The sequence below is a fragment of the Flavobacterium sp. S87F.05.LMB.W.Kidney.N genome (genome assembly GCF_004366435.1).
Lineage (GTDB): Bacteria > Bacteroidota > Bacteroidia > Flavobacteriales > Flavobacteriaceae > Flavobacterium.
The window spans coordinates 427,002-443,327 of the sequence record NZ_SODX01000004.1 but is presented as its reverse complement, the minus strand read 5'-3'; the positions used below and the strand labels follow the sequence as shown (position 1 = coordinate 443,327).

Annotated in this window: 14 protein-coding genes; 10 read left to right on the top strand and 4 right to left on the bottom strand. The window is 34.4% G+C overall.

Annotation, left to right across the window (positions count from 1 at the left end; all coding sequences use genetic code 11):
• Positions 1-1,677, bottom strand: a complete 1,677-nt coding sequence (gene kaiC, locus EDB96_RS14455; protein ID WP_057118270.1) for a circadian clock protein KaiC — start codon at positions 1,675-1,677, stop codon at positions 1-3.
• Positions 1,678-2,004: 327 nt separating this feature from the next.
• Between kaiC and EDB96_RS14450 the strand changes: the two genes are divergently transcribed.
• The 5 genes from EDB96_RS14450 (at position 2,005) to EDB96_RS14430 (ending at position 6,821) form a co-directional block, all read left to right on the top strand.
• A complete protein-coding gene (locus EDB96_RS14450) occupies positions 2,005-2,748 on the top strand; it encodes an SDR family oxidoreductase (protein WP_134141576.1) in 744 nt (247 codons plus the stop codon).
• Positions 2,749-3,008: 260 nt separating this feature from the next.
• Complete coding sequence (locus EDB96_RS14445; RefSeq protein ID WP_134141573.1) at positions 3,009-3,842, top strand: universal stress protein; 834 nt, start codon at positions 3,009-3,011, stop codon at positions 3,840-3,842.
• Between the two features lie 34 nt (positions 3,843-3,876).
• A complete protein-coding gene (locus tag EDB96_RS14440; protein ID WP_134141571.1) occupies positions 3,877-4,923 on the top strand; it encodes a beta-ketoacyl-ACP synthase III in 1,047 nt (348 codons plus the stop codon).
• Between the two features lie 37 nt (positions 4,924-4,960).
• Entirely contained in the window at positions 4,961-6,055 is a 1,095-nt protein-coding gene (locus EDB96_RS14435; protein WP_057118263.1) for a sensor histidine kinase, read from the top strand.
• A gap of 10 nt (positions 6,056-6,065) precedes the next feature.
• Positions 6,066-6,821 carry a LytR/AlgR family response regulator transcription factor gene (locus tag EDB96_RS14430; RefSeq protein ID WP_134141569.1) on the top strand — a complete coding sequence of 252 codons (756 nt, stop codon included), beginning with the start codon at positions 6,066-6,068 and terminating at the stop codon, positions 6,819-6,821.
• 90 nt (positions 6,822-6,911) lie between these two features.
• Here the strand turns inward: EDB96_RS14430 and EDB96_RS14425 are convergent, their stop codons facing one another.
• Positions 6,912-7,412 carry a hypothetical protein gene (locus EDB96_RS14425; RefSeq protein WP_134141566.1) on the bottom strand — a complete coding sequence of 167 codons (501 nt, stop codon included), beginning with the start codon at positions 7,410-7,412 and terminating at the stop codon, positions 6,912-6,914.
• 109 nt (positions 7,413-7,521) lie between these two features.
• On the bottom strand, positions 7,522-8,379 hold the full coding sequence (locus tag EDB96_RS14420; protein ID WP_134141564.1) for a helix-turn-helix domain-containing protein: 858 nt from the start codon (positions 8,377-8,379) through the stop codon (positions 7,522-7,524).
• Positions 8,380-8,709: 330 nt separating this feature from the next.
• Between EDB96_RS14420 and EDB96_RS14415 the strand changes: the two genes are divergently transcribed.
• Positions 8,710-11,775: a PAS domain-containing sensor histidine kinase gene (locus EDB96_RS14415; protein WP_134141562.1), complete on the top strand. Its 3,066-nt coding sequence runs from the start codon at positions 8,710-8,712 to the stop codon at positions 11,773-11,775.
• 10 nt (positions 11,776-11,785) lie between these two features.
• Positions 11,786-12,253, top strand: a complete 468-nt coding sequence (locus EDB96_RS14410; RefSeq protein WP_057119811.1) for a response regulator — start codon at positions 11,786-11,788, stop codon at positions 12,251-12,253.
• Between the two features lie 28 nt (positions 12,254-12,281).
• Here EDB96_RS14410 and EDB96_RS14405 read toward each other — a convergent pair whose 3' ends face one another.
• The gene (locus EDB96_RS14405) at positions 12,282-12,491 is read right to left on the bottom strand and encodes a hypothetical protein (RefSeq protein ID WP_057118259.1); all 210 of its coding nucleotides are present in this window, start codon (positions 12,489-12,491) and stop codon (positions 12,282-12,284) included.
• Positions 12,492-12,729: 238 nt separating this feature from the next.
• On the opposite strand from EDB96_RS14405, the gene EDB96_RS14400 reads away from it, so the two are divergent.
• From EDB96_RS14400 to EDB96_RS14390, 3 genes are all read left to right on the top strand, one after another.
• A complete protein-coding gene (locus EDB96_RS14400) occupies positions 12,730-13,098 on the top strand; it encodes a hypothetical protein (protein ID WP_134141560.1) in 369 nt (122 codons plus the stop codon).
• A gap of 318 nt (positions 13,099-13,416) precedes the next feature.
• A complete protein-coding gene (locus tag EDB96_RS14395) occupies positions 13,417-14,340 on the top strand; it encodes a hypothetical protein (RefSeq protein ID WP_134141558.1) in 924 nt (307 codons plus the stop codon).
• 4 nt (positions 14,341-14,344) lie between these two features.
• On the top strand, positions 14,345-16,324 hold the full coding sequence (locus EDB96_RS14390; RefSeq protein ID WP_134141556.1) for a TonB-dependent receptor plug domain-containing protein: 1,980 nt from the start codon (positions 14,345-14,347) through the stop codon (positions 16,322-16,324).
• Positions 16,325-16,326 lie beyond the last annotated feature (2 nt).

Here is a 16,326-nt window from a genome sequence, read left to right as displayed (position 1 = left end):
TTATTTGTTTTTGTTAGAAGATAATTTAGCCTGTAATTCTTCTGTTGCTTTCAGGATGCTTAATTCTTCTTCTGCCGATTCAAATTCGTTTCTTAAAGCTTCAATGTTAGCTTCAAGGACTTTGCGTTTACGTTCAATTTCCCTGTCTTTTCGGCTAATTTCGTTTTGAAGTTTAATATCAGAAATAGTTTTCTTGAATTGATGCGATTTTCTCGCAGCACCAGTCAGGATTCCCTGTGGTCCTAATTCTACATCCAATAATTCTATTCCGTTGCCGGTTATAACAAATTCTCTAACCTGATTAGAATGCCCCATTCCTCTGGCTTTGATAATAAAGATACCGCGGTTTCTTTCGCCTACACCTTCCATATCACGAACTGTGATCCAAGTATCTACCAATGACGAAACAGATTCTTCTGCCAGATCAGGTCTAAAATTATCCGTCTGTTTGTTCAAAGATGTAAACAATGCCGTAATATTATTTGCTTTAAGCATATCAATAAGTCTTACGAGCATAGATCTCACTTCTTGTTCACTTCCGACCGTAATTAAATTACTAATTGGATCAATAATAATAGTTGTTGGCTGAAAATCTTTGATCAATTTTCGCAGCGTAAGCAAATGCAGTTCAAGACCATTTAATGATGGACGTGACGAATGAATTTGCAAAATGCCTTTCTTGATATGTTTGTCCAGATCAATCCCAATTGACTTCATGTTGCGAACCAATTGCTGGGGCGATTCTTCGAACGCAAAGTAAATGGTTTTTTCGTTCTTTTGGCACTGTTCATTGGCAAAATAACAAGCCACTGTAGTTTTTGCCGTTCCAGCCGTTCCAGAAACTAATATGTTGCTGCCACGGTAGAATCCGCCGCCATTAAACATTTCGTTCAATCCAGGAACGCCCGTCGGAATTACATCTGATGAAACTTCGTTGTCCAATTTTAATGATGTAATAGGAAGAACCGAAATTCCATCCTCATCAATTAAAAACGGATATTCGTTTGTTCCATGCGTTGAACCTCTATATTTTACAATTCGAAGTCTTCTGGTCGAAACCTGCTCAATTACACGATGATCGAGAACAATTACACAGTCCGAAACATATTCTTCCAAACCTTGGCGGGTTAATGTTGCTTCACCGCGTTCTCCTGTAATAACTGCTGTTACACCTTTCGTTTTGAGCCAATGGAATAATCTTCGCAATTCGGCCCTAAGAATCGCCTGATTGTCAAGACCTGCAAATAGAGATTCGATCGTATCCAAAACAACACGGGTTGCTTTTATAGAATCGATGGCATGACCTAATCGAATAAAAAGGCCATCGAGATCGTATTCACCTGCTTCTTCAATCTCCGATCTTTCGACACGAACATGATCTACTACAAGTTTCTTATCTTTTTTAAGCTGCTCTAAATCAAAGCCAAGCGATTTAACGTTTAAAGTAAGGTCATCCGAAGGTTCTTCAAAAGACATGAAAACTCCAGGTTCATTGTAATCTGTAATTCCTTTAATAAGAAATTGCATAGACAACAATGTTTTTCCGCATCCGGCACCACCGCAAATTAAAGTTGGACGTCCTTTAGGAAAGCCGCCACCTGTAATCTCGTCTAGTCCGTCGACTCCAGTTGGAGTTTTTGGAAATATAAAACTATGTGATTTTGTTTTTTCTTGCACGATAATATAATTCTGTGTTATCTCAAATATACGTTTTCTTCGAAGATTTTCAATTAATTCTTGTTAACTTTTAACAGCTGTTTAATGAAGTTTTAGAAATAAATTAAGATAAATGAATGAAATATCTAAATAAATCGGATTTTTTTAACCTAAAAACGGCATTATAGTTAGTAGATATTTAACACTAAATTCTCCCTTTTGAATAAAATTGATTTTTTGCTGCTGTTTTACTGTTAAAATCCATATCTGGTATACTCTATGATACTGGTTACAAAGTTATACCAATTTGAATTTATCTTTGCTTTATTAATTTTAAAGGACATACAAATGAACAATTTAGAGAATAAAATTGTAGTAATAACGGGCGGAAACAGCGGAATAGGTTATGCTACAGCCAAACAATTAAAAGAGCAGGGTGCGCAGGTTATTATTACAGGAAGAAGAAAGGAAGCGATAGAAAAAGCAGCTTCAGAATTAAATGTTACTGCCATTACAGCAGATCAATCAAATATTTCGGATATCGAAAACCTGGCCGCTCAGGTAAAAGCTAATTTTGGTTTGGTAGATATTTTATTTATCAATGCTGGAATTGCAGGTTTAGGAACAATCGAACAAACCACAGAAGAACTATTTGACAATATTATGAATATCAATCTTAAAGGAGCTTATTTCACGCTAAGCAAATTTATTCCGATTCTGAAAGACGGCGCTTCAGTAGTTTTACTTTCTTCGAATACAGCGAGTATGCCGGGGCCGGGATCTTCCGTTTATTCAGCAAGTAAAACGGCTTTGAATTCAGTAATGAAATCGGCGGCATTAGAATTAGCGCCAAGAAAAATCAGAGTCAATTCAGTAAGTCCAGGACCAACCCAAACCGAAGTCATGAACAAAGTAGGTCTAGACGAAGCCACCGTTAAAGATATTATGGATGTCGTAATAGAAAAAGTCCCGCTCAAACAAATGGGAAGGGCAGAAGATGTCGCTAAAATGGTTTCTTATTTGAGTAGTGATGCTGCGGTTTTTATTACTGGTGCTGATTTTATTATGGATGGTGGAATGAGTTTGGGATAATTTTTTAGTTTTTAATGAATGAAAAAAGAGCTTGCTGATGCGGGCTCTTTTATAGAACCAATATTCTTTTTCTTGCTTGATTAGAAAGTAAAAAACAAAACCCCCAAGCCCAATAATATACGCTTATAACATTTGAAACCCATATTTTCAGAAACGAAAATTTACGGTTGGGTATTGAAAAATGATTCTTCGGTGAGTAAAAAAAATAGTGAAGCGTTTAATTGGGCAATTTTGCAGAACAAATACTTTAATCCAATTTTATGATTCCACCACTTACTATAATAGCTGCTACCAACTTTTCGGCTATAGCAAATAATGCGGTTAATTATGCTGCGGGACTTGCAAAAGCTACTGGGGCAAAATTAGTTCTATTTAATTCGTTTTCCTTGAGCGTGCACAGCGCTAATTCGCACATAACTGCAGACGCCATGCAGAAACAAATCGAGAAAGCTACTTCGAGACTTGAAACTTTAGGGAAAGAAATTGCCGATCTGTTTAAAATCGAGGTGAATTCGATCTGTAATTTCTCCTTTTTAGAAGACGAACTTCCATCTATAATTTCTCAAACTGAAGCCAGTTTAGTAGTAATGGGAATGGCAGAACGTTCTTTTGAGCAGGAATTGCTAGGAAATACCACAACATCAATCATTAAGAATTTAAATATTCCAGTTTTAGCAGTTCCAGAAAAAGCTCGCTTTGAAAATGTACAAAGAGTACTTTACGCGTGCGATGCTTTAGGTTTTTCGGCTATTAAAAAGTTCAGCTGGATGAAAAGAGTAATCGGAAATCTTGGGGCTGAAATTGAATTTTTCAGTGTTGATGAGAAATTGGATGCCCTTAAAGAAGAACAGAATAGAATTTTATTAAACTCAACGCTCGAAAAAGAGTTTGAAGAAGTGAAATATCTCTATAAAACAGTCCGCTCAAATGCTGTGATTAATGAGATAAAGAAAGAAATTAAAAGTTATGAAGCTGATATTTTAGTTATGGTACCCCAAAAATATGGTTTTTGGGATTCTCTGGTTCATAAAAGTAAAACCAGAATAATGGCAACAGGATTAGACATCCCATTATTATCGTTTCCGAATTATTAGTGTTATTTTTGTACCCGTTAAAAATTCCAAACAAATGAATGCAGTTATAACAGCTATAGGTGGTTTTGTACCATCATCAATCCTAACCAATAAAAAAATTTCAGAAACCGTTGATACATCAGAAGAATGGATCGAAAAACGAACTGGAATAAAAGAACGTAGAATTGCAGATTGTAATACAGCAACCTCAGACCTTGCCAGTGCTGCAATTGAGAACCTTTTAGAAAATTATAATGTAGACCGTCTAGAGGTTGAAGCTTTGCTTGTGGCAACAGCAACTCCCGATCATATTTTGGCGCCAACTGCTAGTATTGTGTGCGAAAAAAGCGGTCTTGCAAATGCTTTCGGATTTGACATGAATGCGGCTTGCAGCGGTTTTTTATATGCGCTGGAAATGGGAGCAAATATGATCGAAAGCGGACGTTATTCTAAAATAATTGTCGTTGGAGCAGATAAAATGAGCTCGATCGTAGATTATGAAGACAGAAATACGTGTATTCTCTTTGGTGATGGAGCAGGAGCAGTTTTGTTAGAAAAAACAGAATCGGATAACGGATTAATGAAAACTATTTTGAAGACAGACGGAAGCGGAACGTCTTCATTATTGGTGCCTTCAGGAGGATCTAGAAATCCAACTTCAATGCAGAGCCTTTTGCACAGAACCAATTATTTAAAACAAGAAGGTGCTTTTGTTTTTAAGAAAGCAGTTGCCTCTATGAGTCAGGTTTCGCAGGATGCTTTGGCTAAAAATGAATTACACGCAGCACAAATTGACTGGGTAATTCCGCATCAGGCTAACTTAAGAATCATAAATGCGGTAAGCGAAAACCTAAATATCGATTCTGAAAAAGTAAAAGTGAATATTCACCGTTACGGAAACACAACATCTGCAACAGTTCCGTTGTGTTTATGGGATTTTAAAGAAGACTTTAAACCAGGTCAGAATTTATTGATTACTACATTTGGCGCAGGATTTTCGTGGGGAGCAACTTGTTTAAAATGGGGTGTTATGCGCGAAAAGAAAGCGGTTAAAACTATTAAGACAGTAACTGTAAACGAGAATGTTTTAGTGGAGCATTAATGCAATAACAGCATTTCTGTTCGAAAAGTTATATTTAATGGGAAGACAAAAACAAAATAAAAAATCAGGAAAGAATTTTTTCTATAAATACTACAGAATTATAGTAATTCCAGCTGTTTTTTTAGTGTATTTGTCTTCCTATTACTTTTTAAATCCTTATAGAAATTTTGAAGATCAAGGTTTGCTAGACTTAGATCAGACTTTCGATATTTTCATTATTCTACTGTATTGTGCCATACTTACCGAGCTTACTCTTTTTGTCGGCAGAAGATTAAATTATTATATACGCTGGGACCAAAACCCTGCTTTTAGGGCAATAGCACAATTTATATGTCTAATTGCCGGGAATATTCTTTTAAATTATCTTTTTTTCTGCCTGTGGGATTATCTATATCCGCGAATAGATTTTGAAGAAAATGAATTGGTTATCATTTGGCAGTCAAAAATTATGGCTGCTATTATTTCGCTGTTTATAAGCGCTATTCATACTGGAATATTTTTATTGAATAGATGGCGTCTAAATTCTGAAGAAACAGCCGAATTAAAAATCAAAGCTTCAGAACTGCAGGAAGCGGTTACGAGATCTGAACTCGAATCTTTAAAATTACAGTTAGATCCGCATTTTATTTTCAATAATTTCAGTACGCTGACGGAGTTAATTTATGAAAATCAAGACGAAGCCGCCTCTTTTTTAGAAAATATTACAAGGGTTTATCGTTACATGATTTCTAACTTGAATAAAGATACCATAAGTGTAAAAGAAGAAATAGAGTTTTTAAACGCCTATTTTTATCTTTTGAAGAAAAGACTTGGAGAAAAAATCGATTTAAAAATACAGGTTGATCAATCTTGTATGGGACTTCATTTACCACCTTTGACTTTGCAATTACTGGTTGAAAATGCTGTAAAACATAATATGGCGACTTTAGCTTGTCCGCTTACAATTTTGGTATATTCCGATTTGAAAGATATTATAGTTCGAAATAACTTGCAGCGAACTGCTGGAAAAAGCCTGACTTCTACCAAAATTGGAAATAAAAACATAGAATTTCGGTATAAAATATTATTTGACCGAATGCCAGATTTTTGCGAGTCTAACGGAAATTATTATGCACGTCTGCCATTAATTTAGAGGAAGGAATATGAAGATTTTAATTGTAGAAGATGAAAGTATAAACGCCAACCGTTTAAAAAGACTGCTCGAGGAATTGGAACCCAATTGTGAAATTCTAGGGATTATCGATACGGTTGTAGATACTGTGGCGTGGCTGCAGTCAAATCCTGCTCCAGATATAATTACTATGGATATTCGATTGGCAGACGGATTAAGCTTTTCTATTTTTGAAGAAATCAACATTACTTGTCCAGTTATTTTTACGACGGCTTATGATGAATATGCCATTCGAGCTTTTAAGGTAAACAGCATCGATTATTTGATGAAACCAATTGAGAAAAGCGAACTGGAATATGCTTTAAGCAAATTCAAATCTTTAGCCCAAAAAGAAATTGGCGTTCCTAATATTGCCGGAATCATAAAAGAGCTGATTCACAAACCCAAATACAGATTACGCTTTTTGGTGACTTATCGTGACGGCTATAAAAGCGTAGATGTTTCGGATATTGATTTTGTGTATTCTGAGTTTAAAACGAGTAATTTGTTTCTAAAATCGGGAGTAGTAATTGCTATTCCGCAGACCATGGAAGAATTGGAACATGAATTAGATCCGAATATCTTTTTTAGGGCCAACAGAAAGGTTTTTATTCGTGCCGAAAGCATTTATTCTATTGCCAATTATTTCAATTCCAAACTTAAAATTCAATTGAAATTAGATCCGGAACGCGAAGTAATTATCAGCAGGGAAAAAACACCTTTTTTTAAGCAGTGGATGGATAGGTGATTTTTTTGAGGTTCTGAGGGACTAAGGTTCTAAGATTCTGAGATTCAAAGAGGCAGAGCGGCAATGGTCAAAGGTTATGAATTTAACTCTTTAGTTTGGGATAGATTTTTTTAGATAGATTTGTTTGGAAGTGGTTTCATTTTCCTCGAAATCAAATTTTTCATACCCATTAGATTCTAAAGTTTCTTTTAGAACAACATCAAATTTAAAAAGTTTTACCCAGATTAAATCGTTTTTTCTTTGTTTTGCAATTACTTCTGCGCGATCGGTAAGTAGCAGAATTTCTTTTGGGTTTGAATAAATAATGAATTCCACACAAATTGGTTTTTCTGCTTCGATATTTTCATTAAAAATCCTTGAGGAATTTAATTGTAGGAAAGATGATGGATTTTCATTTTCATACACCATCAAAACTTCAATATTAAAATCATTTTGAACTTTAAAAAGTTGTGAAATAGAAAGGCTTTTAGCAGCGAATCTTTCTCCTTCTTCAACTGATGGAAATAAAGCAGCATAAAACTTTTGAGCCTGGCTTTCCATCCAAGAAGCCGTTTCCATTATGATAACTACAAATTGCGCTTTTTTAGACATGATTTCTTTTATTTATATAGTTGAATTGTTATTTAGCAAAACTGCTATAATTTGTTTTATAAATAAAGGTTTAAAAGTCTGATATGTTGGTCAGAAAGTCAGTTCGAATCTAATTGTTGATTCGGTATTCTAAGGGAGAAATTCCCGTTTGGGTTTTAAAGAATTTTCCAAAAACAGATTGATTTGAAAAGTTTAAAGTATCACTTATTTGATTGATGGTTAATAATTTATTATGAAGTAAAACTTTAGCTTCGAGAATTACCATATTATCAATCCATTCGCGTGTCGTTTTACCACTGTTGTTTTTAATTACTTCAGAAAGATATTTTCGAGTCACATTTAAATGATCTGCGTAATATGCGGGAGATCGATGTTTTGTAAAATCTTTCGCTACAAGCTCTTTAAACTTTTCGAACAAAGGATTTTGGATTTCTTTATTGGAAAAAGCTTTTTTTATAGTATCCAGTTCAAATATGAGAATGTACAAATAACTTCTCAAAATAGAAGCTTGATGAAAATGTTCGACGCTGACTGTTTCTTTAATTAAATTAAAAAGCTTTTCGAATTTTGATTTTGTTTTTTTCTCCAAAGGAAATACATGCATATCGCTGTTTTCGAAAAAATCAAATTGAGAAAGAAAGAAGATATTACTCTGGCTTTCGAGAAAAAACTCAGGTTTAAAAAATATAATATCCATTAAAATTTCTTCGCTGTTTTTGGTAAAACTTCTAATAACATTTGGACCAATCGCAAGTATTGCAGGCGCTTCAATAACAATTTTATCCAGTCGCGTCTGCATTATAATGCTCCCTTTCTTAAGAAATTCAATTGCGTAACTTTCTGCACGATAGGGAACATCTATATAAGGATGATCTTGAATCTGCACATAGAAATAGTCTTTTGGATTAATTTCGTGTGTAAATAAACTTTTATGATGTTCGAGTGAATAAGTGCTGATTTTGCTCATTTCTATGAAGCTTTGCCGGGATTTTACTTTGCATTCAAATATAATTAATTGATTTGATTAGAATGGCACTAAAATCTGGTCAGAATTGACTACTAAAATGAAGGAATAAAGAAAATTATTATTTAATAAAATTTTAGTATAAAATGTCGCTTTTTCTTATATTTGATTAAGGAAGCTGGCAGATTATAATCTATAACCGAAATCATTATAATTTTGAATTGTTTAGATTTCGAAGTACTGTCAAATATTTTAATAACTTATAGCATAAACACACCTTAAATCGATAACCTATAAAGTTCTAAACGAAACGTCTAGACATTACAAGCAGCAATGGAGTTAATACATAATTTAGAGCTTTTTCAAACCGTTTTTAACTCTGTGCCAAATGGTATTGTAGTTCTAAAGTCTTTGTATAATGATGAAGGCCGAGTAAAAGATTTTTCAATTGTTTTACTCAATACTTATATGTTTAACTGGATTGAAGATTCTGGCTATCAAGATAAAAATTACAGCGAAATTTTTCCTAACGTAAACAGAAGCGATATTTTTCAAAAGTTTATCGAAACAGCCGAAACCGGCCTGACTGCCAGTTTTGAGCAGTGGTACGAAAGTGATGAAACCATACACTGGTTTAAATTTACTTCCACAAAACAAGGAGAGTTACTTGTGGTTACGACAGAGGATATTACAGAAAAAAGACAGGCAGAAATAGCCTTAAATAATGCACTTACTGCTGCTGAGAAACAAAAACGTCTATACGATTCTGTTATAAATAATACACCAGATTTGGTATATGTTTTTGATCTCAACTATAAATTTACCTATGCCAATAAAGCTTTATTGACAATGTGGGGGAAATCTGCAGAAGATTCTATTGGTCTGGGTTTAAGAGAAAATGGTTATGAAGAATGGCATGCCTTGATGCACGAAAGGGAAATCGATTTTGTAGCCGCTGAAAAAAGATCAATCCGAGGAACAGTGTCTTTTCCTCATGCAGAACTAGGAAAGCGTATTTATGACTATATTTTTGCCCCAGTTTTTAACGAAAAAGGCGAAGTTGAAGCCATTGCAGGAACAACCAGAGATATAACCGAAATAAAACAGGCGGAAGAAAAACGTCAGCAAAGCGAAAATAGGTTTCGCCACATGATTGAGCAGTCGCCAATAGCAATGTTACTGTCTAGAGGAGAGGAAGTTATTATTGAAACAATTAATAAGCCGATGCTCAAATTCATGAACAAAACCAATCCAGATGAGGTACTCGGAAAAAAAATGATTGATGCCTTACCAGAACTTTTGGGACAGCCAGCACTTCAAACTGTTATTAATGTTCAAAAAACAGGAGTTCCTTTTCGTGGAGAAGAACAGCCTGTAGATTTAGTAATAGATGGTATTCTGGAACGTCGATATTTCAATTTTTCTTATGATTGTATTAAAGATTCAGATGGGAATTCGGCGGTTTTACATGTTGCATTGGACGTAACAGAGCAAGTACTTTCCAGAAGAAAACTAGAAGACAGCGAAAGCAGATTAAAATCTATGATCGATCAGACCCCATCTCCAACATTAGTATTAAAAGGAGACGATTTGGTTATTGAGCAGATTAATAAACACATGCTTGAACTAATTGGTCGCGGATACGAAATTATTGGTATGCCATTAATTGCCGTTCTTCCTGAGCTTGAGGGACAATACGTGTGGGAACAGGTTAAAAATGTGTATTTTAAAGGAATCCCTTTTGATCAAAGTGAAGTGCTTGTTGTGCATAACCGCACTGGTCAATTAGGAAAATACTATTATAATTTAGCATATCGTCCTTTGCTGGAAAATGGACAGATAACAGGAATGATCCAGGTAGCAATAGATGTTACACAGCAAGTTACAGCCAGACAAAAAATGGAAGAAAGCGAAAGTCGTTTTCGAGCTTTGGTAAATGCAGCATCAAATGTAGTATATCAAATAGATGCCGATTGGAAAATCATGCGAAGTCTTGATGGAGGAGGTTCTCTTTCTGATTCTGAAGAACCTGTATCAAAATGGTTAGAACATTTTATTCATCAAAATGATCGTGAAAAGGTAATGAACCTTATCGCTAAATCTATTGCGGAGAAAAGTATATTCGAACTTGAACATAGAACTATTGCGCCAGATGGTACTGTAGGCTGGACGTTTTCGAGAGTAGTTCCAATATTAGACGATCAAAATAATATAATTGAGTGGTTTGGTGCTGCGAGTGATATTACTTCGCAAAAAGAGCTGCAACAGGTTATCAAAGAAAGTGAAGAGAAATTCAGGCAGCTTGCAGACCTTGTTCCTCAAATTATCTGGACTGGTAATTCAGATGGTTATATAGATTATTACAACAGACGCTGGTATGAATATACTGGTTTTGAAGTAGATGAATATGGAGATCTAAGCTGGGTGCCAAAAATACATCCAGATGATGTGACATTTGTTCTCGAGAATTGGTATCAAAGTGTTCAATCGGGGAATTTTTATCAAACAGAATTCCGATTGAAAAATGGGAACACTGGAGAATATCGATGGTTTTTAAGTAAAGCTGTTCCAATTAAAGAAAAAACTGGAGTTATTAGTAAATGGTTTGGTACTTGTACCGATATTCATGAACAAAAGACAATCACAGAAAAATTAGAATTTTTGGTAGCAGACCGCACCAAGGAATTACAGCGTTCTAACGAAGATTTACAGCAGTTTGCCCATGTCGCTTCGCACGATTTAAAGGAACCAGTTAGAAAAATTAAGACATTTGTGGGCCGACTTGAAGATCATTTACAAGATCAGTTAGATGAGCCTGCGTCTAAATATATTGGCAGAATTAATGTAGCGGCAGAGCGTATGTTTAATATGATCGATGGTGTATTAGCATATTCTAAAATCAATGCAGATTCACAGAAAACGGCATTAGTAGATTTAAATGAAGTTATAAAAAATATCGAAACAGATTTAGAAGTTTCACTGCAGAGAACAGGCGGAAAAATCTATCATGACAATCTTCCAGTTTTAGAAGGAGCATCGGTTTTACTTTATCAGCTTTTTTACAATCTCATCAATAATTCTATTAAATTTGCAAAAGAAGGTACGCCCCCAGAAATAAAAATTTCTTCAGAAAAAATTATTAAATTAGATAAAAATTGGGTTGTAATTACACTAGAAGACAACGGAATAGGGTTTGATGAGAGTCAAGCCGAAAGAATATTTGAGACATTTACCCGTTTAAATTCTAAAGACAGCTACGAAGGTACAGGTTTAGGATTGTCACTTTGTAAAAAAATTGCAGAACGCCATGGCGGCACAATTAGTGCTGATGGTACTGTAGGTAAAGGAGCTGTATTTGTTATTACATTGCCATTTGAGCAAAATGAGAATGATATTTAATATTAAAGAAATGGATCAAAAAATAATTTTACTGGCTGATGACGATATGGATGACACAGAAATGTTCTGTGAAGCATTAGCAGATATCGATGAAAGTATAATATGTCATTGCGCTGTGAATGGCAGCGATGCTTTGAGAATACTGGACGGACTGAAAGAACTTCCAAGTGTCATTTTTCTAGACTTAAACATGCCAATAATGAATGGATGGGATTGTCTTATGCACTTAAAATCAGATAGCCGTTATAAAGACATACACGTGATCATGATCTCAACTTCATCCCATAAAAATGATCTTGAGACCGCATCAAAATTAGGTGCAGTTTGTTATTTTGTCAAACCAAATAGTTTTAGTGATTTAAAACACGTTCTCCGTTCCATTACTTCAAATATTGACAATGGACTTAAAGATGTAGTTGTAACTCTACAAGAAAATGGTTTTAAACATGTTTTTAATTGTGACGATAATAATTTGTAAATTTTAATATTTCCGTCACAAAATATAATTAGCTCATTTGCTGTTCACTAGCTGCTGTGTCTAATTCAGTATTATCTAATTCGATATCAGATTGGGTAGTAGTTTCAATTTTATCATCCCAATGTCCCCAATCTCCGCGATAAGATCTTGTGAATACCAATTCGTCATTGTCTCCTTTAGACAGAATTGTTGTGCATATAAAGTTTCTTTTACTATTGTTGATTACGGGAGTTTCCATGGCTGTAAAATATTAAGTTAAGTATGTCAAAAGTAAAAAGACCTTAGACGAATTAGTTACATAATAATTGTAATTTGTTATCAAATTATCACATAACCTTCTTTTAATCAATAGTTTTATGTAAACTGAATCGCAATATTTTTATCCTCAAAATTAATTTAGATTATAAAAAACACTTTTAGTTAAAATAAATACAAAATAGTATGTATTTTTGTTGCGAAAATAGAACAACAAGCAGTTGAAAAGGGTAATTATAATAGCACTTTCGATTTTAATCCTATCGCCATCATTTGGCAGCTTGTTCGTATATGCTTCATTTAAAATCAATCAGAAAGAAATAGCTAAAACAATTTGTGTACAGCGTAAACTGGCATTTAATAGTTGTAATGGCCGATGCGAACTTCAAAAAAGCATCAAAAAATACTCTGATAACGAAAGAAAAATGCAGGACAGCCTAAAAGACAAATTAGAGCTAATTTACGTTCAAAGCACTCCAGAAATTAGCTTTGACATTGTTCCCGTTACTGAATCAAAAGAAAATACTTCTACTTTATTCGAAAAGAAACCAATTTCGGCTTCTAATCTTACTTTTCACCCTCCAGTCTAGTTATTTAGATCACTATTTCAGTTTTAATTTTGTTTAGAAATTATATCATTATTCATATTTAATGATATAAAACACTTGTGGTAGTATTTTTCATATGATATGAATTTTACAATTGAGTTTTTAACGAACACGTACATCTGCAAATATTATTTTCTACAGAAATCATTGATCTCTATTCAATAATTGAATAAATATACCCTGAAATGTATTATTTCAATTAAAAAACACATTCAAACTTCACAGCACTTCCGCTTTTTTGATTTTCGAAATCTGACTGCTTTATGCTGTGTTTTAAACAGTTTTCTAACATTCATTACAATGAAATCTTTTAAATTTTTAGTCATTGCACTATTGTGTGTAATTACTTCCTGTACAATCGATAAAACAGATTACGAAGCTGAAATAGGTTCTCAAGTTCCAGAATATTATGAATTTAAAGAAGCGGTTTCATTAACCAGCGGTCTTTATAAAATAAGTATTGAAGCTTTAAACGGAACATTTTATAAAGGGTATAATGAGCTTCATTTGAAAATTACAAATACGCAGACCAATCAAAATGTAAGCGCATCTGAAGTAACTTTTTTACCAATCATGAGCAATACAGACGGAAGCAAAATGTCATGTCCGCATGAGTATAATCTGCAATACGATATGGCTAATAAATATTTCGCTGGATATTCTGTATTTACCAATGAAAGCGCCGCAGCAAACAGCTGGAAACTGTATGTGAGTTTTATTGCCGACAATCAAAAATATGAAGTGACTAAAGACATTTCGGTTGAAAAGCAAAGCAATAAAAACCTCAATATGACCAGCTTTACAGGAAAAGATGACGAGCAATATGTGATTGCATTAGTTTCGCCGCAAAAACCTACCGTTTCTGAAAATAAATTAGTCGCAGGTATTTACAAATACAATAAACCAGCTGATGCAGGTGGAACTTTTCCAGATCCTTCGCAATTTTCTTATTCAGAAGTGATTGGTTATACTTTAAAATTAGATCCAAGAATGCCAGAGCCTTCAATGGGAAATCATTCTTCGCCCAATAATCAGGATTTGACACAGCAAAATGATGGTTTGTATCATGGAGTTGTGAATTATACGATGACGGGAAACTGGACTTTGAATTTAATAATGATGAATCAAAATGGGTTGATCATAAAAGGAACTGTGGTTCCAACAGATTTTACGCCTGGAGTTGAAGGCGTGAAAAGTGAACTTTATATTGATACATTATTTTAAAAACATGAAATATATAGTAATGTTACTTTTTTTAGGAATGTCTGTAACTGCTCAAAATGTGCACGTTCATCACGACAGCATAAAAAACTTAGAAGAAGTACAAGTAAAAAACGCAGCCAAAAAGAAAATCGAAACCGAAATGAAAATGGCGGTTTCAGTTGACGAATTTTTGTCATCATCAGATAATATTAGTTTTATAAAACGTGGGGCTTACGCGTGGGAACCGCTGCTCAATAATATGAGTTCCGAACGTTCTACCGTTACAATTGACGGAATGCACGTTTTTGGAGCTTGTACGGATAAAATGGACCCAATAACGTCTTATGTAGAGAGTAATAATCTTTCTACCATTGACATAAAATCAGGGCAGGAAGGAAGCCTACACGGTGCAACTGTTGCGGGAAGTATCGATTTAAAAAGAAAAAGCACTCCTTTTGGTCTCGCTAAAAAGTGGAATGGAGTCTACCAAAGCGGATTCGAATTTAATAACAAACAGTTTTTTAATCTTGGAAATGTAGCTTATTCTGGAGAAAAGTTTGTGGCAGAAGGAAGCATCTCTTATCGAAAAGCTGATGATTATTATGATGGAAATAATGATGAAGTCAAACATTCACAATATAAAAAATTCAACACCTCATTAGGTTTTGCTTATAAAACAACTGATTTATCCTCAGTAAGATTGGATGCGATTTTTGATATGGCAAAAGATGTTGGATATCCAGCGCTGCCAATGGATTTATCGCTTTCGCGTGCGCTTATCACATCGGCTTCTTATAAGCAATTATTTGAGGAAGGTTTAATAAAAGTTGTAGATACAAAGATTTATTTCAACGCAATCGAGCATTATATGGACGATACCACTCGTCCCGAAAATCTAGTTCATATGGATATGCCGGGATGGAGCACGACTTATGGTCTGGTTTCTAAAGCAAATGCAAAAAAAGGTAGTTATTCTTCTGAAATACAGTTGAATGCTTACGATAATTTATCAATTGCAGAAATGCGAATGTATCCGCAGGATCGAAGCAAAAGAACCATGTTTGCTTACAGCTGGCCGTGGGTAACGACGCGATATGCTGGACTTTCGATGAATAATTCTTGGGATCTATCAGAGAAAAGCCAGGTAAATTTAGGAGGTTCTTTAGGCGTAAATTATAATTATTCCAAATATGTAGAATTCAACTGGATTTTTCATCCTGGAGCGCCTCAGGAAAAAACAAGATTTCTGCCAAGTTTACATGCAGGTTATAATCTGGATATTGATCATTTTAATTTTTCTGTAGGAACAGGTTACGGGCATCGAGCGCCTTCTGTTTCTGAAGGTTACGGTTATTATATCTATAATAGTTTTGATCGTTACGATTATATCGGAAATCCTAATTTGAAAAATGAGATTTCATACGAAGGAAATGCAAGTGCAGGTTTTAAAACCGAAAGATTAAACATTCAGGGAAAAATAAATTATTTCTACATTGAGAATTACATCATTGGAAGGATTTTAAGCATGGGAAGTCCGATGAATTATCAGTCCGTTGGAGTAAAAGGTTATACTTCTTTAGACAATGCAACGCTTTTAAATATGTCCATGAATGCCAGTTATGATATTTTACCGCATCTGCATTGGAAAGGAACGCTGACTTATGCACGCGGAATGGATGACAAAGGAGGAAATCTGCCTTTTATTCGTCCGTTGAGTTATCAGACTTCGCTTCATTTTATGCATAAAAATTTTGGAATTCAAACTTCTGTAAATGGTGATTTTGAGCAGATTAATTACAGCCCGGAATACGGAGAAGACTTGACATCTGCTTACACAATCTGGAATATTTCTGCCGATTATTCTTTTAAAATCAATAAAGTAAAAAGCGTTGTGCAGGTTGGAGCAGAAAATTTATTAAATGAATATTATAGCACTTATGCAGACTGGGGAAATATTCCGAGAATGGGACGTAATGTTTTCACTTCTTTAAAATTCAATTTCTAATA

Excerpts from the sequence above, each read along its gene's own strand:
- EDB96_RS14450 (WP_134141576.1), top strand. The coding sequence starts at position 2,005 with ATGAACAATTTAGAGAATAAAATTGTAGTAATAACGGGCGGAAACAGC.
- EDB96_RS14445 (WP_134141573.1), top strand. The coding sequence starts at position 3,009 with ATGATTCCACCACTTACTATAATAGCTGCTACCAACTTTTCGGCTATA.
- EDB96_RS14440 (WP_134141571.1), top strand. The coding sequence starts at position 3,877 with ATGAATGCAGTTATAACAGCTATAGGTGGTTTTGTACCATCATCAATC.
- EDB96_RS14435 (WP_057118263.1), top strand. The coding sequence starts at position 4,961 with ATGGGAAGACAAAAACAAAATAAAAAATCAGGAAAGAATTTTTTCTAT.
- EDB96_RS14430 (WP_134141569.1), top strand. The coding sequence starts at position 6,066 with ATGAAGATTTTAATTGTAGAAGATGAAAGTATAAACGCCAACCGTTTA.
- EDB96_RS14425 (WP_134141566.1), bottom strand. The coding sequence starts at position 7,412 with ATGTCTAAAAAAGCGCAATTTGTAGTTATCATAATGGAAACGGCTTCT.
- EDB96_RS14420 (WP_134141564.1), bottom strand. The coding sequence starts at position 8,379 with ATGAGCAAAATCAGCACTTATTCACTCGAACATCATAAAAGTTTATTT.
- EDB96_RS14415 (WP_134141562.1), top strand. The coding sequence starts at position 8,710 with ATGGAGTTAATACATAATTTAGAGCTTTTTCAAACCGTTTTTAACTCT.
- EDB96_RS14410 (WP_057119811.1), top strand. The coding sequence starts at position 11,786 with ATGGATCAAAAAATAATTTTACTGGCTGATGACGATATGGATGACACA.
- EDB96_RS14405 (WP_057118259.1), bottom strand. The coding sequence starts at position 12,491 with ATGGAAACTCCCGTAATCAACAATAGTAAAAGAAACTTTATATGCACA.
- EDB96_RS14395 (WP_134141558.1), top strand. The coding sequence starts at position 13,417 with ATGAAATCTTTTAAATTTTTAGTCATTGCACTATTGTGTGTAATTACT.
- EDB96_RS14390 (WP_134141556.1), top strand. The coding sequence starts at position 14,345 with ATGAAATATATAGTAATGTTACTTTTTTTAGGAATGTCTGTAACTGCT.